Raw genomic sequence first — 24,045 nt, 5'->3', positions numbered from 1 at the left:
TGTGAAGAAACGGTGCCTCTAGGGGAGCAGCCCGCCTATCTGCGCGTCGCCGCGGACCTCCGCCGGAAGATCGTCAGCGGCGAACTGCCGCCGCACGCCCGGCTGCCCTCCCAGGCGCGCATCCGCCAGTTGTACGGGGTCTCCGACACCGTCGCGCTGGAGGCGCGCAAGGTGCTGATGGCCGAGGGCCTGGTCGAGGGCCGGTCCGGGTCCGGCACGTACGTGCGCTCGCGGCCCGAGCCGCACCGGCTGGTCCGTACCGGCTACCGCGGCCTCGCCGACCTCACCCCCTTCCGCCAGGAGCAGGCCGACGAGTCGGTCGCCGGCTCCTGGGAGTCCCGTAGCGCACAGGAGCACGCCGGCGGCGCCGTGGCCGCCCGGCTGCACCTGGGCGCCGGGGACCCGGTGATGCGTACGCGCTACGTCTTCCGCTCGGCCGGCGAGCCCGTGCTGCTGTCCACGTCCTGGGAGCCGCTGGCGCTCACCGGCCGCACCCCCGTGATGCTGCCCGAGGAGGGCCCGCTCGCCGGCCGCGGCGTGGTGGAGCGGATGGCGGCGATCGACGTCGTCGTGGACAACGTCGTGGAGGAGGTCGGCACCCGCCCCGGGCTGGCCGACGAGGCGCACGCACTGGGCGCCGTGCCGGGGCAGCCGGTGCTGTGCATCCAGCGCACGTTCTATGCCTCCGGGCGGGCCGTCGAGACCGCGGACGTCATCGTTCCGGCCGATCGCTACCGGGTCAGTTACCACCTGCCCGTCAAGTAACCCGAGCCCCGGGCCCTGTCTCCCGTCTCCGCCGATTCGAACTTTCGGCCGAGAATGGTACTTCTCGTGTAAAGCCGTATGCGGGGAGTGAATGCCGGGCGTAAGCTCTGGCATATTCGAAAGGCAAGCAGGCTGCCGGGGACCTTGGTCGTCCCGCGTGCGTCCTGGGCACACATTCATTCCTGGGGTGGGCATTATGGGTGCGGGTGACAGCGGCGCCGCACGCCCGTGGATCATCGTCCGCGAGGACGACAACGGCAATCATTACCGCGTCGGCCGCTATGCCACGCGTGACGAAGCCGAGCGCGTGCTCTCCCGTTTCGGGGCCGCCGGCCAACGGCAGATATACCGGGTGGAGCGCGCCGGCGGAGGCGACGCCAACCCCGTGTAGCTTCACCCACGCATGCAGGTGATATTTTCGCCCAAAGCGGGTATGTACCTACCACTCCCCTCAAGTCGGGCAAATCCGACAGAACTCCGCTGGGATGTGGTAGGCGTGAGCAACCCCCCGTTCTTCCACCACGCCGCCGTGACGCCGTTCTCCCCGCTACCCGATCCCGCCGCGTTCACCGGCTTCCGGGATCCCACCGGCACCGCGGGGGCGCCACCCGGCCCCGGCCTCACCGGATCCGCCGCCCCTTCCGGCCCCGCGGGTCCCGCCGGTCTCGCCGGCCCGCACGGCCCCGCCGAGTGGAGTTTCCCCGCCGACCCGGGATGCGTGCGCACCGCACGCGCCGTCGTCCGCGACACCCTGCGCACCTGGCACCTCGACCCCGTGACCGACCTCGCCGTGCTGCTCGTCAGCGAGCTGGTCACCAACTCTCTGCGCTACGCCTCAGGACCCGTCGGCCTGCGCCTGCGCCCCGTCGGCGGACCCGACGCCGGCGGCGGCATCCGCGTCGAGGTCTCCGACACACTGCCGGTGCCGCCGCTGCTCCGTACCGCCGCGCCGGACGAGGAAGGGGGCCGTGGCCTGCTGCTCGTCGCCAGCGTCGCGGTCCGCTGGGGAACCCGGTGCGGCGGAATGGGCAAGACGGTGTGGTTCGAGCTGGGGTCCGCTGGTTAGAACGTACGAGGGAGGCTTCTTCGGCGTACGGAAGGGGGCGCACGGGGGCGTAGCGCCGGGTGCCGGTCGGGCACCACTTCGCAGACGTGGCGGTTACCGGTACCGGAAGCGGTGGGGCGTTCCGAACCCGTGACCCGACGACCATGTTCCGGATACGGATCTTCCCGCATACTCTGCGGTGCGTACCCGGAGCAGGATCAGCAAAGGGGGCGGTCGCGTGGGAGCACCGTTCTGGCAGAGCAGTGCGCCGGGCTCCATCTACGACCACATCAAGGTGGCCTCCTTCGCCCTTGACGCGGAGGGGCACATCGAGCAGTGGAGTGCCCGTGCCGAGGAACTCCTCGGCATCTCCGCGGCCGAGGTGCTGGGCCGCGACGCCGTCGAGGCGCTGGTGCCGGAGGAGCTGCGGGCGGACGTGGGGGAGAAGGTCGCCGAGATCCTCGACGGCCGCGAGTGGACCGGTCTGCTGCCCTACCGCAGACCGGCCGGGCCCGGCGGCACCGACGCCGGGCACCCAGCCGTCGACGGCATCGCCGAGCTGTACGTCATGCCCACCACCGGCGTCGGCGGCACGCGCGGTGCGGTGTGCCTCACCGTCGACGCGTACGCCCTGCGCCGTATCGAGACCGATCTGGCCGCCTCGCAAGCCGTTTTCGGCCAGGCCCCGATGGGCTTCCTGCTCTTCGGCACCGACCTGCGGCTCGTCCGCGTCAACGAGCGGGTCGCCGCCGCCTTCGGCGGCACCGTCGCCTCCCACGCGGGCCGCGCGCCCCGCGACTACCTCCCGCGCCCCGAGGCCGAGCGCGTCACCGCCGCGCTCAAGCAGGTCCTGGACACCGGCGAGCCGGTCACCGACATGCAGATCCTCGGGCCCGCCCCCGAGGAGCCGCAGACCGCCTCAGTACCGGCCCAGCGCGAGGGGCAGCCGGGCAGCCTCCGGTGGTCCATATCGCTGTACCGCGTGCACAGCCGTACGGGCCGGCCCATGGGCGTCGCCGCCATCGTCTCCGACGTCACGCGCCGCCGCCGCGCCGAGAGCGAGGCCGCCAGCACCCGCCGCAACCTCGCGCTGCTCAACGAGGCCGGCGCCCGCATCGGCAACTCGCTCGACCTGGAGACCACCGCGCGCGAACTGCTCGGCGTCACCGTGCCGCAGTTCTGCGACATGGCGTGCGTCGACGTCTACCAGAGCCTCCTCGACGGCGACGAGGGCCGCCCGGGTCTTGCCGACGGCAGCGCGGAGCTGCGCCGCGTCGCCTTCGCCAGCGCCGTCTCCGACGCCCCCGTCACCGCCGTCGGGTCCACCCACCGCTTCGACTTCCACTCCCCGCACGCCGCCGCGCTGCGCACCGCGCAGGTGCGCCGGGTGCCGGGCGGCGACAGCGGTCTGGTGCAGACGACGCTCGCGGTGCCGCTGGTCGCCGGGGACACCGTCGTCGGGCTCGTGCAGTTCTCCCGGGCCCGCGGCAGCGAGGACTTCGGCGAACGCGACGCCGCCCTCGCCGCCCAGCTCGCCTCCCGCGCCGCGGTGTGCATCGACAACGCCCGCCTCTACCGCCGCGAGCACTCCCGCGCCCTCATCCTCCAGCGCAGCCTGCTCCCGCCCGGCGACCCCGAGGCCGCGGGCCTCGACATCGCCTGCCGCTACCTGCCAGGCAACACCGCCACCGAGGTCGGCGGCGACTGGTTCGACGTCATCGAGCTGCCGGGACACCGCACCGCCCTCGTCGTCGGCGACGTCATGGGCCGCGGCCTGCGCGCCGCCGTCGCCATGGGCGAACTGCGCAGCGCCGTACGCACCCTCGCGATGCTCGACCTGGAGCCGGCCGAGGTGCTCGCCGCCCTGGACGAGATCGCCGGCGGCCTCGGCGGCGTCTCCGACGAGGTCTACCTCGCCACCTGCTCGTACGTCGTCTACGACGCGGTCACCCGGCGCTGCACCTTCGCCAACGCCGGCCACCTGCCACCCGTCGTCGTCGAGCCCGGCGAGCCGCCGCTGCTGCTGGAGGTGCCCGCCGGGATGCCGCTCGGCGTCGGCGGCGAGCCATTCGAAGAGGTCGAGGTCGAGCTGCCCGACGGCGCCCTCCTCGCGCTCTACACCGACGGCCTCGTGGAGTCCCGCGACCACGGTCTGGACGAGGGCCTGGAGGAGTTCCGCAAGGCGCTCTCCGAGCCCGCGCAGCCGCTGGAGGACGTCTGCGACCACGTCCTCGACACCCTCTACACCCGGCACGGAGAGGACGACATCGCCCTGTTGATGGCCCGTATCCGCGGACTGCCCGCCGACACCGTCGGCGACTGGCTGCTGCCCGCAGAGCCGCGCTCGGTCGCGCTCGCCCGCGAACACGCCCGTACGCAGCTCGCCGCCTGGGGCCTGGAGACGCTGACCGACACCACCGAACTGCTCGTCAGCGAGCTGGTGACGAACGCGCTGCGGCACGGCGAGGGCGGCCGCAGCGGCGGCGGGGAGCCGGAGATCAGGCTCCGGCTGCTGCTGGACCGCACCCTGGTGTGCGAGGTCTGGGACAGCAACCTGGTCCAGCCGCGCCGCCGCCGCGCCGGGGACACCGACGAGGGCGGCCGGGGGCTGCAGTTGGTCAGCATGCTCAGCCAGAACTGGGGCAGCAGACGCACGCACCGCGGGAAGACGGTCTGGTTCGAACTGGCCCTGCCGGGCAGCGGCAAGCAGGCGGAACTGGACGCGGACGCGCTGCTGTCGGCGTTCTGAGCGGGGCGCGGGACGCGGGGCAGGGCGCCGATGCGGGGCCGGACGCCGCGGGGCGGGCGCCGGCTCCTTCCGGGGCGGGCTCAGGCCGCGGCGCGCCCGTCGCCGGCCGCTGGCGGCTCGCCGTCCTTCAGGCGGGCCAGCCGGGCGTCGACCTCCGCCCGCTTGCCGAGGTCGTCCAACTGCTCGAACTGCCCGTCCAGGGACGAGTCCGCCGGCTCCGCGCGGCCCGTCGCGCGGGCCTCCTCGCGGCGGATCTTGGCCTCGAAGCGGCCCACGTCGGCGGTCGGGTCGGTGACATCCATGCTCGCGACGGCGTCGGGCATCCCGTTCCGCACCTCCGCCGGCCGCGCGCGGGCCATGAGCCGGTCGCGGCGGGATTCGAGGCCGGTCAGCCTCTCCCTCATCGCGTCGAGGTTCCGCTTCAGCCGCTCCACCACCTCCGTCTGCGCGGCGATCAGCGGTTCGGCCGCCGTCGCCTCGTTCTCCGAGGTGATCTGCCGCTCCAGCGCCGTGCGGGCCAGGTTGTCGAACGTCTCGGCCTGCGGGGCGTCGCCCCCGGCGCGTACCTCGTCGGCCTTGCGGCTGGCGGCGAGGGCCTGCGCGCCCCACTCGTCGGCGGCGCAGGTGTCCTCCTTGTGGTCCGCCTCCATCAGGCGCAGGTTGCCCAGGGTGGTGGCGACGGCCAGGTCGGCCTCGCGGATGTTGTTGGAGTAGTCCCGGATGAGCTGGTCGAGCGTCTTCTGCGGGTCCTCGGCCTGGTCGACGAGGGCGTCGACGTCGGCGCGGGCGAGCTGGAGGGTGCGGCCGAGGACGGTCTGCTTGCCGGTCACGGGTCTCCTTCGGTCTGGTGGCGGTGTGTTGCCGGTCCGGGGCGGTGGCGGTCCCGGACGGTGCGGTGGCGGTGCGGGGCGGCCGCGGGTGGTCGGGCGGGGGTGCGCGCGGGGCGTGCGCCGTCGCGTGGCCCGTACGCCCGGAAGCTCTAGAAGCGGCCTCCCCCGCCCATCCGCCCCCGCGTGCCCCCGCCGCCGAAGGTGCCGGGACCGCGGCCGAAGCCGCCCCCGAAGCCGGTGGCGCCCCGGCGCCCGCCGGAGCCTTCGCCGAAGCCGTCGCCGAGCATCCCGCCGAGGATGATCCCGGCGAGCATCCCCGTGCCCATGCCGCCGCGTCCCCCGCCGCCGTAGCCGCTGCCGGCCGGGCCGCCGAAGGGCCCGCCGCCGTACGAGCCGTCGAAGCCCCGGACGTCCTGCTCCGCCAGCCGGCGCGCCCCGCCGCCGAGTTCGTCCGCGCGCTGCGCGTGCCGCAGGGCGCCGGCGGCGTCGCTCTCCGCGAGCTCCCCGGCCAGCCGGAGGTGCCGCTCACCCTCGCCCAGGCGGGTACGGGCCGCGGGGCCGATGCCGCCGCGGTGGGTGGTGACGAAGTCCTGCGCGGCGGCCACCGAACCGCGTGCGCCGGCCAGCGCGTGGTCGAGCAGCCGCCGGGCCCGCCGCTCCGCCTCCTCCCGGCCGCCGGCCGCGGCGAGCGACGCCGCCAGGGCCGCGTCCGCCGCCACCACCCGGCGCAGCGCGGCCGGCGGGTCGTACCTGCCCTCCGCCACCTCCTGCCCCGCCTCCGCCAGCACCGTCTGCGCATGCGCGATCCGGCTTTGCAGATCCGCGCCCGGCTCGTCCGTGGCCGGGCCACGTTCCACGTCCTGCGCGGCGGCGAGGTCCTCGCGGATGTCGCGCAGCGCGCCGGTGAGCCGGTCGGCGGCCTCGCGCAGCTCGTGCTCGCGGCGCTCGACGGCCGCGACGAGGGTGCCGGCCTGGTCGAGTGCGCTCTCCGCGGCCCGTACGTGGACGGCGGCGGTGGCCGGGTCCTCGGTGCCGAGGGCGGTGCGGGCGTGGGTGAGGTGCTCGCCGGCGAACTGCAGCCGGTCGCGGGCCGCGGCGGGGTTGCCGGCGACGGCGGCGGAGGCGGCCGGGTCGTAGGCGTCGGCCAGCACGGTGAGCCTGCTCTCGGCGGCGCCGATACGGTCCGGAAGCCGCCGCGCGGCGTCCTCGGCGGTGGCGAGGATCTGCTGCGCCCGGGTCACCATCGCGCGCAGCCGGTCGAAGGCGTCGGACTCGGCGTCGAGCCGGGCGTTGGCGTCGGTGCAGCGGGCGACGATCTCCTCCAGCATGTCGCGGCGGGCGTCGTCGTCCTCGGGGCGCGCGTCGTCGAGCGCCTGCCGGAGGCGGAAGGCGGCGGTCAGCTCGTCCCGCGCGTACCCGACGGCGCCGGCGAAGGGCCGCGTGGCCTCCTCGCCGAACTGGGCGGTGGCGAAGCCGAGTTCCTCCTGACTGGTGCGCACGGCGTCGTCGGTCTCCACGAGGAGCCCCTTGGCGCGGGCGTCGAGGTCGGGGGTGCTGGTGTCCTCGTGCGGCCAGTGGGGCGGGCCCCGGCGCCTGGCGCTCCGCCGCCGGGAGATGAAGAGGGCGGCGGCCAGCGCGACGGCGAGCGCGGCGACGAGAGGCACCACGAAGTCGGTGGGGCTGGCGTCACCCTGGGCCGACTCGCCGCGGGGCCGGCCGCCCGGGTCGGTGGGCCCGGGGGTGACGTCGGCGGGCGGCACCTGCCGGCCGTCGAGCACGGCCGCATACCCGTCCGCCGCGCCGATGGCCGCCCCGGCCCAGTCGTTCTGGCGCAGGGCGGGCTCGACGGCGCGGGCGCTGACGGCGTCGATGTCACGCCGGGAGATGCCGGAGCCCCTGCGGGCGGAGACGGCGAACTGGCGGTCGCCGGTGGCGACGGCGAGGAGCACGTCGTGCTGCTTGAGCCCGTTCCTGGCGGCGGTGGCGTCGGCCCAGGCCCGGGGGGAGAGGGTGGAGAAGTCGCGTACGTAGGCGACGAAGAGCCCAACCCGGTGGTCGCGGTGGAGCCGATCGAGCGCCCGGACGACATCGGGGCGCCGGTCGCGGAGGGCATCGACGCGGTCGGTGATCTGCCCGTGGGGGTCGAGGGGGAGGGGGTCGGTGACGGGGGCGGAGGGTGCGGGCGTGGCGGCCGCGCCGGGCAGGGCGGAGGCCGGGAAGGCGACGGGCAGCAGCGCGAGGACCCCGGCGGCGAAGAGCCGGGCACCGAGCCGCCGAATCCGCATGTGCACGCCTCCGCACCACCACGTGCCGCGGTCCCGGCACGCCCTGTACGGGAGGTTATGTGCCTTTAGGTCGAATCGCACTCGGACCCGACACGTATGTCTCTCCCCGGCCCCGCCCCTCCGTGCCCCTGGGCGAGGCAGGCAATGTCCGGGCCCTCGTCTTGCCGGGATCCTGACTTCCCTGTGCCCGGGTGGAGGAAGTTAACTCTCAAGAAGTGCCTGCGGGGCATACGGGGGAAAAATGCTGCGAATCCACTTCACGAGCCAGGATCTGGAGCGCATCCGGATCGCCGATCGGCCCGACCCGCTCTGGGAAATCATCTGCAGCGCCTGCCGCCTGCAGTCCAGGGAGGGGCCGCAGGTCTTCGGCCTGTGGCGGCGCGGGGTCGGCAGTCAACTGAGGCGCGGGGGCACCCTGCTGAGAACCGCTCGGATGCTGTGCGGCCTCGTCCCGGTCTCCGCGTACTTCCCCGACTTCCTGACACCGGCCGGCGAGCGCCGGAGCCTCTCGCTGGAGGAGGGCGTCGACCGGGTGCTGTCGACGCCGCGTCGCCGGATCGGGCGGGAGATGGGGCTGCTGGCGGCGAGCGGTGGCAACCCCTACGCGGGGAGGGCCCTGGCAGGTGGCGAGCGGGAGGCGCTGCACCTCCTGGGCGCGGCACTGCGCGAGTACCACGCATCCTGCATCGTGCCCGTGGGGCGGGCGATGGAGACGGCGGTCCGCGCGGATGTGGAGTGGCGTTCCCGCGCCTTGCGGGAGGGTGGGATCGAGGGGCTGTGGGCCACCTTCCGGCCGATGGCGACATGGCGGTCGCCCGCTCTGGAAGCCGGCTATCCGGTCGACCGTGATCTGCACCTGGACGGACGCGGGCTGCTGCTGATGCCGTCGTACTTCTGCTGGAGACGTCCGGTCACCCTGGTCGATGCCTCGCTGCAGCCTGTGCTCGTCTATCCGGTCGAGAGGCCGCTGCCGGCCGTGTCGGCCGCCTGCCCGGCCGAACTGTCCGGGCTGATCGGCTCGACCCGCGCCGCACTGCTCCAGGAAGCCGCTGCGCACGCCTGGAACTCGACCTCCGAGATGGCCGCGGCCGCCGGAATCTCCTTACCCAGTGCCAGCCAGCAACTCGCGGTCCTCCGCCGGACCGGACTGCTCACGAGCCGCAGGGACGGCAAGCATGTGCTCCATTCGGCAACGCCCCTGGGGCGGCGACTGCTCGGCGACCCGCCTGGCTGAGTGGTCGATTTGGCTGGGGCCACAAGGTGGTGCGCCGCGGGGGCCGTCGCCGGAGGATGCCGGTACCGATGCAGTCGCCGCTGTGTCGACATCACCGGAGGGGGACATCATGAGGGGGACCTGGGCACGCCGTTTGACGGGGGTCGCCACCACGCTGGCAATCGCCACGGGAATCGGCGTCGTCACCGAGCCGACCGCCGCGGCCGCCGGATACTGCACGTACCGGAATGACTGGGCATCCCGCGAGGACCCGGGCGGCCGCAACGCCGTGGCCGTGCTGTACCGGTGTGAGACCACGCCGGAGAACTACGACTACCGGGCCCTGTTCGTCGCCGAGGGCGAGAAACTGATCCTCGAAGACCGGTGGACGGACGAGGCCGAGGTCGCCTCGAATCTTTTCGTCTACAGGGGCCGGGACATGATCGACAGCGATTACCTGAGGGGCGCACGCACGCACCACCTGGGAACCCCGGACGGCTCCGGTGACATCGCCGAAGGTCTCACGGTCGAGTTCCGGGTGTGCGCGCGGGGCCTCCAGTGCAGCTACCTCTGGGTGTACGGCACGGCCTGAACCTCGATCCACCGTGTGGACCGAGACCGAGCCCGGGCAGGGGCGGTTTCCGGGGGTGCCGCTCCTGCCCGCCGCGGGGCCCCCGCAGGGGCCCCGCGATCAGGCCGGTCTCAGCACCCCTTCGGCTTCTCCCACGCGCATTCGACGTCCGCCGGGCGCTCCGCACCCCGCGTCGTCTGCGACCGCGGCGCCGCCGCCTCCGTGCCCTCGCCGTAGCCCGCCAGTGTCGTCACCACCGCGTCCTCTATGTCCTTCACCGAGCCCGCCAGGTAGTTGTTCAGCACCACGCTGAACACCAGCTCCCTGCCGTCCGCATCCGTCACGTACCCCGACAGCGCCGACGCCCCCGTCAGGGAGCCCGTCTTCGCGCGGGCGTTGCCCTCCGCCGGGGTGTCGCACATGCGCGTGCGCAGGGTGCCGCCCACGAAGCGGTCCTCCGCGCAGGCCAGGGGCAGCGCCTCGTACCAGGCGTCGAACCACGGCTCGTCCTGGACCGCCGTCAGCAGCTTCACGAACTCGCGGCCCGGGATCGTGTTGCCCCGCGACAGACCCGAGCCGTCGACCTGGCGCAGCGTGGACGTGTCGACGCCGATCGACTTCAGGTACGACGAGACGCCCCGCAGGCCCGCGCTCCACGTGCCGGCGTCCGCTGTCTCCACGCCGATCGTCTTCGTCAGGATCTCCGCGTGGCCGTTGTTGGAGAGCTTCATGAACGGGACCATCAGGTCCTTCAGCGGCATCGAGCCGTGGCTCGCGACGGTACGGGCCCCCGCCGGCGTCGCCCGCCCCAGCAGCGTCCTGCCCTCGACCTCCACCCCGTGCCGCTCCAGCGCGTCCCGGAAGACCGCCGCCGCGTAGCCCGTCGGCTCCCACACCGAGATCCACTCCTTGGTGGCGTTCGCCTTCACCGGAATGCTCCCGCTGACGACGATGGTGTTCGTGCCGTGCTCCCGCGAGATGCCCAGCGTGTCGCGCTCGCCCGCCGCGACCGTGGCGCCCCTGTTGTCGATCTTCACGTAGTCGTTGGCCGGCGTCACCTTCACCACCGGCCGGTCGCCCGCCTTCTTGCCCGGGTACGCCTCCACCACCACCGTGCCGGAGTCGTAGTCCGTGTCCGGGGCCACCGTCAGCGCGGAGATCTGCATCGCGTAGTAGTCCGACTCGTAGTCGGCGGACCAGCCGTTGCCGACCCGTTCGGCGTCGAAGCGGGTGTCGTCCGCGACGAGGCGGCCGACCTCGTCCACCCCCGACGCCGCGACCTTCGCCGCCAGCGCGTCGTAGTCGGCCGCCAGCATCGTGGGGTCGCCGGTGCCGCGCAGGTACAGGTCGCCGCCCGCCGTGAGGGCGTCGGTGGACCAGGTGTAGTCGGGGCCCAGCAGCTCCATCGCCGCCGCCGACGTGGGCAGCTTCGTGTTGGAGGCGGGGGTGAGCCGGGTGGCGGCGGACTGCTCGTACAGCGTCTCGCCGCTCGCCGCGTCGGCCACGACGACGGACGCCAGCGCGCCTTCCAGGCGCTCGTCGGCGAGGACGTTGTCCAGCGCCTGCTTGAGCCCGTCGTCGTCGGGGTCCGCCCCGGCCGGGGCGCCGCCGCCGAGGCCGAGGGCGAGGAGGGCCGCCATTCCGGCGGCCGCCGGCCAAGTCCACGTACGCGCCGCTGACTTCGGGCGTCTGGGGGATCTGCTCATGACAGTGGAGCATGGCGAACCACGACACGGGCAACAAGTACCCTGCTGCCCGTGTCATTGGTCCGACCGGTGGTATCCGGCCGAACGGCCGGACGGAACGCTCAGTCCTTGCGGCGGAAGATCTTGCTCCCCAGCCACACGAGCGGGTCGTACTTCTTGTCCGCCGCCCGCTCCTTGAGCGGGATCAGCGCATTGTCCGTGATCTTGATGTGCTCCGGGCAGACGTCCGAGCAGCACTTGGTGATGTTGCAGTACCCCAGGCCGTGCTCGTCCTGCGCGGTGGTCCTACGGTCCAGACCCTCGTCCTTCGCCGCGTCCAGCGGGTGCATGTCCAGCTCGGCGACGCGCATGAGGAAGCGCGGGCCCGCGAAGGCCGCCTTGTTCTCCTCGTGGTCGCGGACCACGTGGCAGGTGTCCTGGCACAGGAAGCACTCGATGCACTTGCGGAACTCCTGCGAGCGTTCCACGTCCTCCTGCTGCATCCGGTACTCACCGGGCGCCAGCTTCTCGGGCGGGACGAACGAGGGGATCTCGCGGGCCTTCTCGTAGTTGAAGCCCACGTCCGTGACGAGGTCGCGGACGACGGGGAAGGCGCGCAGCGGGGTGACCGTGATGGTCTCCTCGCGGTCGAACACCGACATCCGGGTCATGCACAGCAGCCGCGGGCGGCCGTTGATCTCCGCGCTGCACGAGCCGCACTTGCCGGCCTTGCAGTTCCAGCGCACCGCCAGATCGGGTGCCTGCGTGGCCTGCAGCCGGTGGATGATGTCGAGGACGACCTCGCCCTCGTTCACCTCGACCTCGAAGTCCTCCAGGCCACCGCCCTCGGTGTCGCCGCGCCAGACCTTGAAGCGGGCGATGTAGCCCGTGGTGGGTGCCGTGGTCACTCGGTCAGCTCCTCGTCCGTCAGGTACTTCACCAGCTCTTCCTTCTCGAAGAGGTCGAGCAGGTCGGGCCGGATCGGCGGCATCTCGCGCTTCTCCAGCCGGATCTGGCCCCGCTCCGGGTCGGGCACGTCCGCCGCGGGCAGCGCGCCGCCCGCCGGGTCGGCGAGCCGGCAGACCAGGTTCTGCTTGCGCCAGTCGCGGTCCATCCCCGGGTGGTCGTCGCGGGTGTGGCCGCCGCGGGACTCGGTACGCTCCCGGGCCGCGCGCGCGACGCACTCGCTGACCAGCAGCATGTTCCGCATGTCCAGCGCGAGGTGCCAGCCCGGGTTGAACTGCCGGTGCCCCTCGACGCCGGCGCCCCTGGCCCGTACCCGCAGGTCGCCGAGGCGGGTGAGGGCCTCGCTCATCTCCGCCTCCCGGCGGATGATGCCGACCAGGTCGTTCATCGACTGCTGGAGCTCCTGGTGCAGCGTGTACGGGTTCTCCGGCGGCTTGGCGCCGCCGGCCCCGTCCGCAGCCGCGGCCCCGGCGGCGCTGCCGGCGCCGGCCTCCGCGCTGAACGGGCGCAGCGCCTCCGCGGACGCCGCCGCGATCTGCTCCTCGTCGACCTCCGGGAGCCCGTCGGCGGAGCCCGCCGCGTCGCGCGCGTACTCGGCCGCGTACAGACCTGCGCGCCGGCCGAACACCAGCAGGTCGGAGAGCGAGTTGCCGCCGAGGCGGTTGGAGCCGTGCATGCCGCCGGCGACCTCGCCGGCCGCGAAGAGGCCCGGTACGCCCAGCGCCGCCGCCGTGTCCGGGTCGACGTCCACGCCGCCCATCACGTAGTGGCAGGTGGGGCCGACCTCCATCGGCTCGGCGGTGATGTCGACGTCCGCCAGCTCCTTGAACTGGTGGTGCATCGACGGCAGCCGGCGCTTGATCTCCTCGGCGGGCAGCCGGGTCGACACGTCCAGGAACACCCCGCCGTGCGGGGAGCCGCGGCCGGCCTTGACCTCGGAGTTGATGGCGCGGGCCACCTCGTCACGGGGCAGCAGCTCGGGCGGGCGCCGGTTGTTGTCCGGGTCCTCGTACCAGCGGTCGCCCTCGTCCTCGCTCTGGGCGTACTTCTCCTTGAAGACGTCCGGGATGTAGTCGAACATGAAGCGCTTGCCCTCGCTGTTGCGCAGGACACCGCCGTCGCCGCGGACCGACTCCGTGACGAGGATGCCCTTGACCGAGGGCGGCCAGACCATCCCGGTGGGGTGGAACTGGACGAACTCCATGTTGATCAGCGACGCCCCGGCGAGCAGCGCGAGCGCGTGCCCGTCCCCGGTGTACTCCCAGGAGTTGGACGTCACCTTGAACGACTTGCCGATGCCGCCGGTCGCGAGCACCACCGCCGGCGCCTCGATCACGAAGAACCGGCCCGACTCGCGGTCGTAGCAGAACACGCCGGAGACCCGGCCGTCGGGCGCCTTGAGGATGCGCGTGACCGTGTACTCCTGGAAGACCTTGATCCGGGACTCGTAGTCCCCGTCGGTCCTGAAGTCCTCCTGCTGGAGGGAGACGACCTTCTGCTGCAGCGTACGGATCAGTTCGAGCCCGGTGCGGTCGCCGACGTGGGCGAGGCGCGGGTACTCGTGGCCGCCGAAGTTGCGCTGGGAGATCTTGCCGTCCTTGGTGCGGTCGAAGAGCGCACCCCAGGTCTCCAGCTCCCAGACGCGGTCCGGCGCCTCCTTGGCGTGCAGTTCCGCCATCCGCCAACTGTTGAGGAACTTGCCGCCGCGCATGGTGTCGCGGAAGTGCACCTGCCAGTTGTCGCCCGCGTTGACGTTGCCCATGCTGGCGGCGATGCCGCCCTCGGCCATCACGGTGTGGGCCTTGCCGAAGAGCGACTTGCAGATCACGGCCGTGCGCAGGCCCTGCTCGCGAGCCTCGATCGCCGCCCGCAGCCCGGCGCCCCCGGCACCGACCACGACGACGTCCCACTGCTGCCGTTCGACTTGCGTCATTTTCTGTGCTTCGCCTTTCCCATCGGTCGGCTCGCTGCGCCTCAGAAGAGCACCGGGTCGTCGAATGCGCCCGAGGCCAGCAGGTATACGTACAGGTCGGCGAGCCCCACGCTGATCAGGGACGCCCAGGCAAGCAGCGCGTGGCGCTCGTTGAGCTTGCCCACCAGGCCCCAGGCGCGGTAGCGCACCGGGTGCTTGGAGAAGTGCCTGAGCCGGCCGCCGACGATGTGCCGGCACGAGTGGCAGGAGAGGGTGTAGAGCCAGATGAGCACGACGTTGATCCAGAGCACGATGGTGCCGAGACCCACGTGGCCCCACTCGTACTCGCTGTTGCGGAAGCCGAGTACCGCGTCCCACGTGAGGATCGCGGCGACCGCGATCGCGGCGTAGAAGAAGTAGCGGTGCAGGTTCTGCACGATCAGCGGGAAGCGGGTCTCGCCGGTGTACGTCTTGTGCGGCTCGGCGACCGCGCAGGCGGGCGGCGAGCCCCAGAAGCTGCGGTAGTACGACTTGCGGTAGTAGTAGCAGGTGAAGCGGAAGCCCAGCGGGAAGATCAGGATGATCGCCGCCGGGGACATGAACCACCAGTCGCCGAAGAGCGCGAAGTTGGGGCCGTTCTTCATGTCGACGCAGTCGGAGCCCAGACACGGCGAGTAGAAGGGCGAGACGTAGGGCGCCGCGTAGTAGTCGGCGTTGCTGAGGGCGCGCCACGTCGAGTAGACGATGAACGCCATCAGGCCGGCGAAGGTGGCGGTCGGCTGCACCCACCAGCGGTCGGTGCGCAGGTGGCGCGCCGCGATCGCGGCACGGCCCGGGGCGCGGACACCGCCCGGCTGGTCGGGGGTCGGTGGGCGTTCGGTTGTTCCGGTGGCCAAGGTTGTCTCCGGCAGGAGGGGATGGAGTGGGGTCGGGGATGGACGGGGTGCGCCTGCGGACCTGGGCCTGACGGGACCCGGGCGCGCGACACGCGGCGGGGGTGGTCCGGCTGCCCGCTAGGGGGCGTGCCGGCCGCCGGCGCCGAGTCCCTCGTCGTCGGCGTCCCGCCACAGGGTGTGGTCGTACGGCTGGTCGGGGATGGGGACCAGGGTCGGTCCCTCCTTCTCCGGGCCCTGGGCGGAGACCTCGCGCAGCAGGGCGAGTGACTCCCGCAGGTGGTCGGCGTCGGTCCGTACGCGTCGCAGCTCCAGCGCGCCGGTGCCCATGCGCCGCTCCAGGCGGCTCACGGTGCGTACGAGATCGTCGACGCAGCGCTGCGCTGCGGTCAGTTCTTCGTTCAGGGTCATGACATGCCCTCACGTCTTCGGTCGGGCGGTGCTGACGGTGCCCCGCACGCGTCTTCGCGCACGGCGAAGACGCGCTCAGGGCGCTGTGGGGGGAAGTGTCGCGCGTCTCGCGCTCGCTTGGGAAGGGATCTGCAGATTTCCCCCTCCGGGGGTGACGTACGGGGCTGGATCCTGCCGATCCGTACGGAAAACACACGGTCCGCGGTCCCCGTCGCTGGGCCGGACGGGTGGAGTTGGGCGGTGCGTCCGCCGTGTCGCCGCGGGGCGCGGGGCGGGCTCGTTTTAGGTGGCGGGACAAGAGAAGTGTGATGAACGGCCAATGACGCCGAAAGTGTGTATCGCGGAGGTATCGCACATGTCCCCTCACAGCCGCAGGCGCTACACCGCCGTGCTGATCGCCGCGGGCGTCACGCTGCCCCTGGCGGGCTGCGACACCTCCCCGAGCGGCGCGGCCGGCGCGGCGCACGACGTCACCGCCGTCTCGCGCGAGCAGCTCCGGCCCGGCGGCACGGTCCGCTGGGCCGTGGACGAGGCGCCGGAGACGTTCAACGTCTTCCAGGCCGACGCGAGCGAGGCGACCGACCGGGTGGCGGGCGCGGTGCTGCCGCGGCTCTTCACCCTGGACGCGCACGGCAAGCCGGCGGCCGACCCGGACTATCTGGAGAGCGCGGAGGTCGAGGACCGCAGCCCGAAGCAGCGGGTGGTCTACCGGCTGAACCCGAGGGCGGTGTGGAGCGACGGGCGGCCGATCGGGGCGGAGGACTTCGAGGCGCAGTGGCTGGCGCTGAACGGCGAGGACACCGCGTACTGGACGGCGCGGAACGCCGGTTACGACCGGATCGAGTCGGTCGAGGCGGGCGACGAGCCGGGCGAGGTGCGGGTCGTCTTCGACGAGCCGTACGCGGACTGGGAGGCGCTGTTCTCGCCGCTGTACCCGATGAGCGTGACGAAGACGCCCGAGGCGTTCAACGACGGGTCGAGGACGGGGCTGGCGGAGGTCGCGGGCCCGTTCACGATCAAGGACGTCGAGGACAAGGAGAAGGACAAGAAGAAGGACGGGAAGAAGGGCAGGAAGTACAAGGACGGGAAGAGGGCGGACAAGGAAGAGAAGGACGAGAAGGAAGAGAAGGACGGGAAGAAGAAGGACGGCAGGAAGAAGGGGAAGCGGGACGAGAGCGACGCCAGCGAGCCGACGTCGGTGACGCTCGTGCGCAACCCCCGCTGGTGGGGCGACCGGGCCCTGCTCGACCGGCTGGTCTTCCAGGAACTGCCGCGCGGCGCCGGGCGGGAGAAGGAGCTGGACGCCGGCCGGCTGAACATCGCCGAGGTCGAACGGGACGAGGCCCTGGAGGCCGCCCGCGCCGAGCGGGCCGCCAAGTCCACCGTGCAGGTCGCCAGGAACGACCGGGCCCAGGACGGCAAGCCGCTGGACCTGGTGACGCTGCCGAAGGCAGGACCGCGCCCGTACACCGTGCACCGGGCGCTGGAGCCCGCGTACACGCAGCTCGCGCTCAACGGCAGCTCGGGCCCGCTCGCCGACGAGCGGGTACGCCGCGCCGTCGCCCGCGCCGTGGACCGCGGCACCCTGGCGCGCAGCGTCCTCGGCCCGCACGGCCTGCCGTCGAAGCCGCTGGGCAGCCACCTGCTGATGCCGGGCCAGCCCGGCTACAGCGACCAGAGCGCCGCGCTCGGCCCGCAGGACGTGATCGCGGCGCAGAAGCTGCTGGCGGAGGCGGGCTGGAAGGGCGGCCCGCGGTCGGAGGAGGCGGAGGCGAAGGGCACCGGCGCCCGCGACCGCGCGGACGGCGGTCGGTCCGGCGACGACAAGCCGGCCGGTGCGGTGCTGCCGACGTACGACGTGCCGCTGTCGGTGACGCGGCCGGCGGAGGCGCAGCACGTCGCGCTGGGCAGGCAGGCGGAGCTGTGGGCGGCGGCGGCGAAGCACGGCAAGTCCTCGAAGGCGTACAAGGAGGCCGCGAAGGCGGCCCGGCTGGCGCGCACGGCGCTGGCCGAGCGGGAGACGAGCGTGGCGCAGCCGCCGCGGCAGCGGCCGTTCGTCAAGAACGGCAAGCCGCTGACGCTCCGCTTCGTGGTGCCGGAGGGGCCCGGGACGGAGCAGTTGCGGTCGGTGGCGTCGCGGGTGGTGCGGATGATGGACAACATCGGCGTACGGACCGAGGTGGTGGAGGCCGGGGAGGAGGGCTACTTCAAGGACTACATCGCGTCCGGCGAGTACGACATCGCGCTCTACTCCTGGCCGGGCACCCCCTACCCGGCCACGGACGCGCGCCCGATCTACGCCAAGCCCGTGCCGTCGCCCGACGGCTCCCTGGTCGTCGAGCAGAACTACACCCGCGTCGGCACCGACGAGATCGACCAGCTCTTCGACCAGGCGGCCTCGGAACTGGACGACGAGGTCGCCCAGGAACTCCTCACCCGCGCCGACGCCCGCATCTGGGCGGCCGCGGGCTCGATCCCCCTGTACCAGCGCCCCCAACTGGTAGCGACCACCCGCAACCTCGCCAACGCGGGCGCCTTCGGCTTCACCACCCCCCGCTACCAGGACATCGGCTACCGCAACTGACGCCCCCCGGGCGCGGCCGGCGGGGTCCGCAGGCGCTGCCTCACCGGCTGTGGGCGAGGACGACGGGAATCCAGCGGCGTCCGCGAGGTGCGGATGCCGCCGGCCCCGTTCACGGGCTGATCGACCTGCCCGCGTGGCGGTACGCCGGCCCGGGCGCAGCGGGAGCGGGTGGGGGTGTTGCGGGGGCGGATGGTGGCGTGTGGCTGGGATCCCGACGAGGACTGAGGGCAGGTCGGGGGCGGGGCCGGGTGGCGGAATGCGGGGGGTGGGCGGGGCGGGCTAGCGTACCGGCGCGCGTGGGGGCGGGGGAGGGGGCCCGTACGATAGGACGGCCGAGGTCGAATCGCCCGGCTGACCCCCTCTAGTTCGGGAGCACCGCCCAGTCATGCCGACGCGCCAGGACATTCGCAACGTCGCCATCGTCGCCCACGTCGACCACGGCAAGACCACCCTGGTCGACGCCATGCTCAAGCAGGCCGGCGCCTTCGCCGAGCACCAGCTCCAGTCCGTCGACGACCGGGTCATGGACACCGGGGATCTGGAGCGCGAGAAGGGCATCACCATTCTCGCCAAGAACACCGCGGTGAAGTACCACCCCAAGAGCGGCGACCCGGTGGTGATCAACATCATCGACACCCCCGGCCACGCCGACTTCGGCGGCGAGGTCGAGCGCGGTCTTTCCATGGTCGACGCCGTCGTGCTGCTGGTCGACGCCTCCGAGGGGCCGCTGCCGCAGACCCGCTTCGTGTTGCGCAAGGCGCTCCAGGCGCGGCTGCCCGTGATCCTCTGCATCAACAAGACCGACCGGCCCGACTCGCGGATCTCCGAGGTCGTGGACGACACGTACGACCTCTTCCTCGACCTCGACGCCGACGAGGAGCAGATCGAGTTCCCGATCGTCTACGCCTGCGCCCGCGACGGCGTCGCCTCGCTGACCCAGCCGGAGGACGGCACGGTGCCGGCGGACAGCGACAGCCTGGAGCCGTTCTTCTCCACCATCCTGGACTACGTCCCGGCCCCGTCGTACGACGAGGGCGCGCCGCTCCAGGCGCACGTGACCAACCTCGACGCCGACAACTTCCTCGGCCGCATCGCGCTGCTGCGCGTGGAGCAGGGCGAGCTGAAGAAGGGGCAGACCGTCGCGTGGATCAAGCGCGACGGCACCGTGCAGAACGTGCGGATCACCGAGCTGATGATGACCGACGCCCTCACCCGCCGTCCCGCGCAGGCCGCCGGGCCCGGCGACATCTGCGCGGTCGCCGGCATCACCGAGATCATGATCGGCGAGACCCTCGCGGACCCGGAGAACCCGGTCGCGCTGCCGCTGATCACCGTCGACGAGCCGGCGATCTCCATGACCATCGGGACGAACAACTCCCCGCTCGTCGGCAAAGGAATCGGCGGCGGGAAGAGCAAGGGGCACAAGGTCACCGCCCGGCTGGTCAAGGACCGCCTCGACCGCGAGCTCGTCGGCAACGTGTCGCTGCGCGTGCTGACCACCGAGCGCCCCGACGCCTGGGAGGTGCAGGGCCGCGGTGAGCTGGCGCTGGCGATCCTGGTGGAGACGATGCGCCGGGAGGGCTTCGAGCTGACCGTCGGCAAGCCCGAGGTGGTCACCAAGGAGATCGACGGCAAGGTCCACGAGCCCGTCGAGCGGATGACGATCGACGCGCCCGAGGAGCACCTCGGCGCGATCACGCAGCTCCTCGCCGCCCGCAAGGGCCGGATGGAGACGATGACGAACCACGGGTCCGGCTGGGTCCGGATGGAGTTCGTCGTGCCCTCGCGCGGGCTGATCGGCTTCCGTACGGAGTTCCTGACGCAGACCCGCGGCACGGGCATCGCGCACTCGATCTTCGAGGGGCACGAGCCGTGGTTCGGCGAGCTGCGGACGCGCAGCAGCGGGTCGCTGGTCGCGGACCGGACGGGCGCGGTGACCGCGTTCGCGATGACGAACCTCCAGGAGCGCGGGACGCTCTTCGTCGAGCCGGGCACCGAGGTGTACGAGGGCATGATCGTCGGGGAGAACTCCCGCTCCGACGACATGGACGTCAACATCACCAAGGAGAAGAAGCTCAGCAACGTCCGGTCGTCCACGGCGGACATCGCCGAGTCGATCGTGCCGCCGCGGAAGCTGTCGCTCGAGCAGTCGCTGGAGTTCTGCCGCGACGGCGAGTGCGTCGAGGTCACGCCGGACACGGTGCGGATCCGCAAGGTGGTGCTCGACGGGCGCGAGCGCGCGCGGGCGGCCTCGCGGGCGAAGCACGCGTAACGCCGCCGGGCAGGCGGAGCCGGTACGCGCGGGGCGTACCGGCGGCACCTGACCCGCGGCAGGAACGCGCCGCACGCCACGCCCACGCCGCGCCCACGCCGCACCGCACGACGCGCGGCGCATACACCCCGAATCCCCTCACCCCCGGACCGGCGCGCCGTGCGCGCTCCATCCGGGGGGTTGTCCTCCCCCGATGGCGTGCCACCGGGAGCGCGGGCGTCCCTTATGGGGTCTTATGTCACTTAAGTGATACTAGGGACCCTTGGGAGGCACCCTCATGCGCCGAGCCACCCGCGCCTCATGGACCGCCTGCGTCGTGTGCGCCGCACTCGCCGCGACCGGCTGCGGCAGTGACAGCGGTGACGGCAGTTCGTCAGGCGGCGGCGGAGGCACCTTCACCGCGCAGTGGGGCGACCCGCAGAACCCGCTGGAGCCGGCGAACACCAACGAGGTCCAGGGCGGCAAGGTCCTCAAGCTGATCACCCGCGGGCTCGTCATCTACGACCCGAAGACCGCCGAGCCGAAGAACATGCTCGCGCAGTCCATCAAGAGCGACGACCAGAAGAACTGGACCGTCAAGCTCAAGAAGGGCTTCCGGTTCAGCAACGGCGAGCCGGTCACGGCCGCGTCCTTCGTGGACGCCTGGAACTACGCGGCCAACATCAAGAACCGCCAGGTCAACGCCACCTTCTTCCGGTACATCGACGGCTACGACAAGGTCCACCCGACCGCAGAGGGCTCCCAGCCGAGCGCCGCGAAGCTCTCCGGGCTGAAGGTCGTCAACGACCGGACGTTCACCGTCAAGCTGAAGCAGGAGTTCTCCATCTGGCCGGAGACCCTCGGCTACCCGGCCTTCGCGCCGCTGCCGAAGGCGTTCTTCGACAACCACGACGCGTGGCTCGACAAGCCCATCGGCAACGGCCCGTACAAGATCGAGTCGTTCTCCCGTGGCACCTCGATGAAGCTCGTCAAGGACGGCAAGTACAAGGGCGACGACGCGGCCAAGAACGACGGCGTCGAGCTGAAGGTCTACACCGACCAGAACACGGCCTTCACCGACCTCCAGGCCGGCAACCTCGACATCTCCGACGAGCTGCCCGCCGGCCAGCTCGCCAACGCCAAGAACGACCTCGGCGACCGCTTCATCAACCAGAAGGCCGGCATCATCCAGACCCTCGCCTTCCCGCTCTACGACGACGCCTGGGGCGGCGCCGACAACGTCGACCTGCGCCGCGGGATCTCCAAGGCGATCGACCGCGACCAGATCACCAAGCAGATCTACGACGACACCCGCATCCCCGCCAAGGACTGGACCTCCCCCGTCATCGGCGCGAAGGGCGGCTTCGACGACACGATCTGCGGCGACCTGTGCACGTTCGACCCCAAGCGGGCCAAGAAGCTCATCGACGACGCCGGCGGCCTCCCCGGCGGGAAGGTGACGATCTCCTCCAACGTCGACACCGGCTCCCACCGGGAGTGGATGGACGCGGTCTGCAACAGCATCAACAAGGCGCTCGGCAAGGAGAACGCCTGCGTCGTCAACCCCATCGGCACCTTCGCGGACTTCCGCACCCAGGTCGTGGACCGCAGCTTCAAGGGCCCGTTCCGCGCCGGCTGGCAGATGGACTACCCGCTGATCGAGAACTTCCTGTCGCCGACGTACGTCACCGGCGCCTCCTCCAACGACGCCGAGTACAGCAACAAGAAGTTCGACCGCCTCATCAACCAGGCCAACGCCGCCGAGAGCACCCCCGCGGCCGTCAAGAAGTACAAGGAGGCGGAGCGGCTGCTCGCCAAGGACGTGCCGTCGATCCCGCTCTGGTACCAGAACGGCATCGCCGGCCACTCCGAGCGCGTCACCGACGTCACCCTCGACCCCTTCAGCGTCCCGAACTACCCGGAAGTCAAGGTCAAGTAGTGCACGCGCGGCGGTCCGCCGCGTCCGGCCCGGGAGGAGCGGACACGCGAGGAGAGGAGGGGCGCCCATGGGCCGCTACGTGATCCGGCGGCTGCTGCAGATGATCCCCGTGTTCATCGGCACCACGTTCCTCATCTTCTTCATGGTCTACGCGCTCGGCGACCCGGTCGCCGCCATGTTCGGCGACCGGGCGCCCGACCCCGCGACCGCGGCGCAGATCCGCCGGGACCTCCACCTCGACAAGCCGCTCTGGCAGCAATACCTGCTCTACATGGGGAACATCTTCTCCGGCGACTTCGGCCAGGCGTTCAACGGCCAGCCGGTGCTGGACCTGATGCGCCGGGCCTGGCCGATCACCGTCCGGCTCGCCCTGCTCGCCGTCCTCTTCGAGATGCTCATCGGCGTCACCCTCGGCGTCATCTCCGGGCTGCGGCGCGGCCGGGCGGTGGACACCGGGGTGCTCTTCGCCACGCTGGTCGTCATCTCCATCCCGACGTTCGTCACCGGCTACGTGCTGCAGTACCTGCTCGGCGTCAAGTGGGGCTGGGTCAAGCCCGCGGTCTCCTCCGGGGCGCCGTGGAACGAGCTGGTGCTGCCCGCGGTGGTGCTGGCGCTGGTCTCGCTCGCGTACACCACGCGGCTGACCCGTACCTCCGTGGCCGAGAACGCCCGCGCCGACTACGTCCGCACCGCCGTCGCCAAGGGCCTGCCGCGCCGCCGCATCACGGTCCGCCACCTGCTGCGCAACTCCCTGATCCCGGTGGTGACCTTCCTCGGCATCGACATCGGCAACCTCATGGGCGGCGCGATCGTCACCGAGCGGATCTTCAACATCCAGGGCGTCGGCTTCCAGCTCTGGCAGGGCGTCCTGCGGCAGAACGCGCCCACGGTCGTCGGCTTCGTCACCGTCCTCGTCATCGTCTACCTGCTGGCGAACCTGGTGGTGGACGTGCTCTACGCGGTCCTCGACCCCCGGATCCGCTATGCCTGAGCGCTACGAGGAGAAGCAGCGGGCGGACATCGGCACCCAGGAGGCGGAGTCGCTGCCCGGCAGCGACGTCCTCCAGGCCGAGGCCGGCGGCGCCCCCGGGACGGACCAGCCGGCCCGCAGCCTGTGGTCCGACGCCTGGCAGGACCTGCGCCGCAACCCCGTCTTCGTCGTCGCCGGGCTGCTGATCCTCTTCCTGATCTTCGTCTCCCTGTGGCCCAGCGTGATCGCCACCGGCAGCCCGTACAACTGCGACATCGCCAAGCGCAACCTCGGCGCCGAATCGGGCCACCCCTTCGGCTTCGACAGCCAGGGCTGCGACGTCTACAACCGCACTGTCTACGGCGCCCGCGCCTCGCTGACCGTCTGCACCCTGGCCACCCTCGGCGCCGCCGTCCTCGGCACCGTACTCGGCGGCCTCGCCGGCTACTTCGGCGGCTGGGGCGACGCGGTGCTCTCCCGGATCACCGAGGTGTTCTTCGGCATCCCGATCCTGCTGGGCGGCCTGGTCTTCCTCTCCGTCATCAAGAGCGGGTCCGTCTGGCCGGTGATCGGGCTGATCGTGCTGCTGGGCTGGCCGCAGGTGGCGCGGATCGCGCGCGGCTCGGTGATCACGGCCAAGCAGAACGACTACGTCCAGGCCGCCCGCACCCTCGGCGCCTCCACCCGGCGCATCATGCTGCGGCACGTGCTGCCCAACGCCGTCGCGCCGATCATCGTCGTCGCCACCATCGCCCTCGGTACGTACGTGGCGCTGGAGGCGACCCTGTCGTTCCTCGGCGTCGGCCTGAAGCCGCCGACCATCTCCTGGGGCAGCGAGATCTCCACCGCCTCCACGCAGATCCGCAACGCGCCGCACTCCCTGCTGTGGCCTGCCGGGGCGCTGAGCCTGACGGTGCTGGCGTTCATCATGCTCGGCGACGCGGTGCGCGACGCGCTCGACCCGAAACTCAGGTGA

Annotated in this window: 17 protein-coding genes and 1 pseudogene; 11 read left to right on the top strand and 7 right to left on the bottom strand. The window is 72.1% G+C overall.

Translation table 11 applies throughout. The annotated features are described in order from the left end of the window. Nucleotides 1-12 precede the first annotated feature (12 nt). The 4 genes and pseudogenes from ACFYVJ_RS18565 (at nucleotide 13) to ACFYVJ_RS18550 (ending at nucleotide 4,559) form a co-directional block, all read left to right on the top strand. Nucleotides 13-765, top strand: a complete 753-nt coding sequence (locus ACFYVJ_RS18565) for a GntR family transcriptional regulator (RefSeq protein ID WP_388892616.1) — start codon at nucleotides 13-15, stop codon at nucleotides 763-765. A gap of 196 nt (nucleotides 766-961) precedes the next feature. Then, entirely contained in the window at nucleotides 962-1,156 is a 195-nt protein-coding gene (locus ACFYVJ_RS18560) for a hypothetical protein (RefSeq protein WP_388892614.1), read from the top strand. A 294-nt stretch (nucleotides 1,157-1,450) separates the two neighbouring features. Beyond that, nucleotides 1,451-1,831: pseudogene (locus ACFYVJ_RS18555) on the top strand (ATP-binding protein); the annotation flags it as partial. A 217-nt stretch (nucleotides 1,832-2,048) separates the two neighbouring features. Then, nucleotides 2,049-4,559 carry a SpoIIE family protein phosphatase gene (locus ACFYVJ_RS18550; RefSeq protein ID WP_388892612.1) on the top strand — a complete coding sequence of 837 codons (2,511 nt, stop codon included), beginning with the start codon at nucleotides 2,049-2,051 and terminating at the stop codon, nucleotides 4,557-4,559. 80 nt (nucleotides 4,560-4,639) lie between these two features. Here the strand turns inward: ACFYVJ_RS18550 and ACFYVJ_RS18545 are convergent, their stop codons facing one another. Both ACFYVJ_RS18545 and ACFYVJ_RS18540 read right to left on the bottom strand, forming a co-directional pair. After that, nucleotides 4,640-5,389: a PspA/IM30 family protein gene (locus ACFYVJ_RS18545; protein ID WP_388892610.1), complete on the bottom strand. Its 750-nt coding sequence runs from the start codon at nucleotides 5,387-5,389 to the stop codon at nucleotides 4,640-4,642. A 149-nt stretch (nucleotides 5,390-5,538) separates the two neighbouring features. Further along, a complete protein-coding gene (locus tag ACFYVJ_RS18540; protein WP_388892608.1) occupies nucleotides 5,539-7,674 on the bottom strand; it encodes a TPM domain-containing protein in 2,136 nt (711 codons plus the stop codon). A gap of 241 nt (nucleotides 7,675-7,915) precedes the next feature. On the opposite strand from ACFYVJ_RS18540, the gene ACFYVJ_RS18535 reads away from it, so the two are divergent. Then, the gene (locus tag ACFYVJ_RS18535; protein ID WP_388892606.1) at nucleotides 7,916-8,908 is read left to right on the top strand and encodes an ArsR/SmtB family transcription factor; all 993 of its coding nucleotides are present in this window, start codon (nucleotides 7,916-7,918) and stop codon (nucleotides 8,906-8,908) included. A 109-nt stretch (nucleotides 8,909-9,017) separates the two neighbouring features. Next, nucleotides 9,018-9,479, top strand: a complete 462-nt coding sequence (locus tag ACFYVJ_RS18530) for a hypothetical protein (RefSeq protein WP_388892604.1) — start codon at nucleotides 9,018-9,020, stop codon at nucleotides 9,477-9,479. A 110-nt stretch (nucleotides 9,480-9,589) separates the two neighbouring features. Here ACFYVJ_RS18530 and dacB read toward each other — a convergent pair whose 3' ends face one another. From dacB to ACFYVJ_RS18505, 5 genes are all read right to left on the bottom strand, one after another. Beyond that, nucleotides 9,590-11,164: a D-alanyl-D-alanine carboxypeptidase/D-alanyl-D-alanine-endopeptidase gene (gene dacB, locus ACFYVJ_RS18525; protein WP_388892602.1), complete on the bottom strand. Its 1,575-nt coding sequence runs from the start codon at nucleotides 11,162-11,164 to the stop codon at nucleotides 9,590-9,592. 101 nt (nucleotides 11,165-11,265) lie between these two features. Continuing rightward, nucleotides 11,266-12,051, bottom strand: a complete 786-nt coding sequence (locus ACFYVJ_RS18520; protein ID WP_388892600.1) for a succinate dehydrogenase/fumarate reductase iron-sulfur subunit — start codon at nucleotides 12,049-12,051, stop codon at nucleotides 11,266-11,268. Then, the gene (locus ACFYVJ_RS18515) at nucleotides 12,048-14,042 is read right to left on the bottom strand and encodes a fumarate reductase/succinate dehydrogenase flavoprotein subunit (RefSeq protein WP_388892598.1); all 1,995 of its coding nucleotides are present in this window, start codon (nucleotides 14,040-14,042) and stop codon (nucleotides 12,048-12,050) included. The genes ACFYVJ_RS18520 and ACFYVJ_RS18515 overlap by 4 nt, the downstream gene beginning before the upstream one ends. Before the next feature lie 41 nt (nucleotides 14,043-14,083). Next, a complete protein-coding gene (locus tag ACFYVJ_RS18510) occupies nucleotides 14,084-14,917 on the bottom strand; it encodes a hypothetical protein (RefSeq protein ID WP_388892596.1) in 834 nt (277 codons plus the stop codon). A gap of 117 nt (nucleotides 14,918-15,034) precedes the next feature. After that, nucleotides 15,035-15,325: a hypothetical protein gene (locus tag ACFYVJ_RS18505; protein WP_101421768.1), complete on the bottom strand. Its 291-nt coding sequence runs from the start codon at nucleotides 15,323-15,325 to the stop codon at nucleotides 15,035-15,037. A 355-nt stretch (nucleotides 15,326-15,680) separates the two neighbouring features. Here ACFYVJ_RS18505 and ACFYVJ_RS18500 point away from each other — a divergent pair, with 355 nt between their 5' ends. The 5 genes from ACFYVJ_RS18500 (at nucleotide 15,681) to ACFYVJ_RS18480 (ending at nucleotide 24,045) form a co-directional block, all read left to right on the top strand. Then, nucleotides 15,681-17,909, top strand: a complete 2,229-nt coding sequence (locus ACFYVJ_RS18500) for an ABC transporter family substrate-binding protein (RefSeq protein ID WP_388892594.1) — start codon at nucleotides 15,681-15,683, stop codon at nucleotides 17,907-17,909. Nucleotides 17,910-18,294: 385 nt separating this feature from the next. Then, nucleotides 18,295-20,181, top strand: coding sequence for a translational GTPase TypA (typA, locus tag ACFYVJ_RS18495; protein WP_388892592.1), 1,887 nt, complete (start codon nucleotides 18,295-18,297; stop codon nucleotides 20,179-20,181). 277 nt (nucleotides 20,182-20,458) lie between these two features. Beyond that, nucleotides 20,459-22,099: an ABC transporter substrate-binding protein gene (locus ACFYVJ_RS18490; RefSeq protein WP_388892590.1), complete on the top strand. Its 1,641-nt coding sequence runs from the start codon at nucleotides 20,459-20,461 to the stop codon at nucleotides 22,097-22,099. 67 nt (nucleotides 22,100-22,166) lie between these two features. Continuing rightward, nucleotides 22,167-23,090, top strand: a complete 924-nt coding sequence (locus ACFYVJ_RS18485; RefSeq protein WP_101421764.1) for an ABC transporter permease — start codon at nucleotides 22,167-22,169, stop codon at nucleotides 23,088-23,090. Further along, nucleotides 23,083-24,045 carry an ABC transporter permease gene (locus tag ACFYVJ_RS18480; RefSeq protein WP_388892587.1) on the top strand — a complete coding sequence of 321 codons (963 nt, stop codon included), beginning with the start codon at nucleotides 23,083-23,085 and terminating at the stop codon, nucleotides 24,043-24,045. Before ACFYVJ_RS18485 ends, ACFYVJ_RS18480 begins: the two co-directional genes overlap by 8 nt.

This window comes from Streptomyces sp. NPDC004134 (assembly GCF_042874195.1).
Classification (GTDB): Bacteria; Actinomycetota; Actinomycetes; order Streptomycetales; family Streptomycetaceae; genus Streptomyces.
Note: the sequence above shows the minus strand (reverse complement) of the source record. Positions and strands in the feature narration are given on the sequence as shown.

Bases quoted from the DNA above. Each gene is read 5' to 3' on its own strand.
- ACFYVJ_RS18560 (WP_388892614.1), top strand. From the start codon at position 962: ATGGGTGCGGGTGACAGCGGCGCCGCACGCCCGTGGATCATCGTCCGC.
- ACFYVJ_RS18540 (WP_388892608.1), bottom strand. From the start codon at position 7,674: ATGCGGATTCGGCGGCTCGGTGCCCGGCTCTTCGCCGCCGGGGTCCTC.
- ACFYVJ_RS18535 (WP_388892606.1), top strand. From the start codon at position 7,916: ATGCTGCGAATCCACTTCACGAGCCAGGATCTGGAGCGCATCCGGATC.
- ACFYVJ_RS18530 (WP_388892604.1), top strand. From the start codon at position 9,018: ATGAGGGGGACCTGGGCACGCCGTTTGACGGGGGTCGCCACCACGCTG.
- dacB (WP_388892602.1), bottom strand. From the start codon at position 11,164: ATGAGCAGATCCCCCAGACGCCCGAAGTCAGCGGCGCGTACGTGGACT.
- ACFYVJ_RS18515 (WP_388892598.1), bottom strand. From the start codon at position 14,042: ATGACGCAAGTCGAACGGCAGCAGTGGGACGTCGTCGTGGTCGGTGCC.
- ACFYVJ_RS18505 (WP_101421768.1), bottom strand. From the start codon at position 15,325: ATGACCCTGAACGAAGAACTGACCGCAGCGCAGCGCTGCGTCGACGAT.
- ACFYVJ_RS18500 (WP_388892594.1), top strand. From the start codon at position 15,681: ATGTCCCCTCACAGCCGCAGGCGCTACACCGCCGTGCTGATCGCCGCG.
- typA (WP_388892592.1), top strand. From the start codon at position 18,295: ATGCCGACGCGCCAGGACATTCGCAACGTCGCCATCGTCGCCCACGTC.
- ACFYVJ_RS18490 (WP_388892590.1), top strand. From the start codon at position 20,459: ATGCGCCGAGCCACCCGCGCCTCATGGACCGCCTGCGTCGTGTGCGCC.
- ACFYVJ_RS18485 (WP_101421764.1), top strand. From the start codon at position 22,167: ATGGGCCGCTACGTGATCCGGCGGCTGCTGCAGATGATCCCCGTGTTC.
- ACFYVJ_RS18480 (WP_388892587.1), top strand. From the start codon at position 23,083: ATGCCTGAGCGCTACGAGGAGAAGCAGCGGGCGGACATCGGCACCCAG.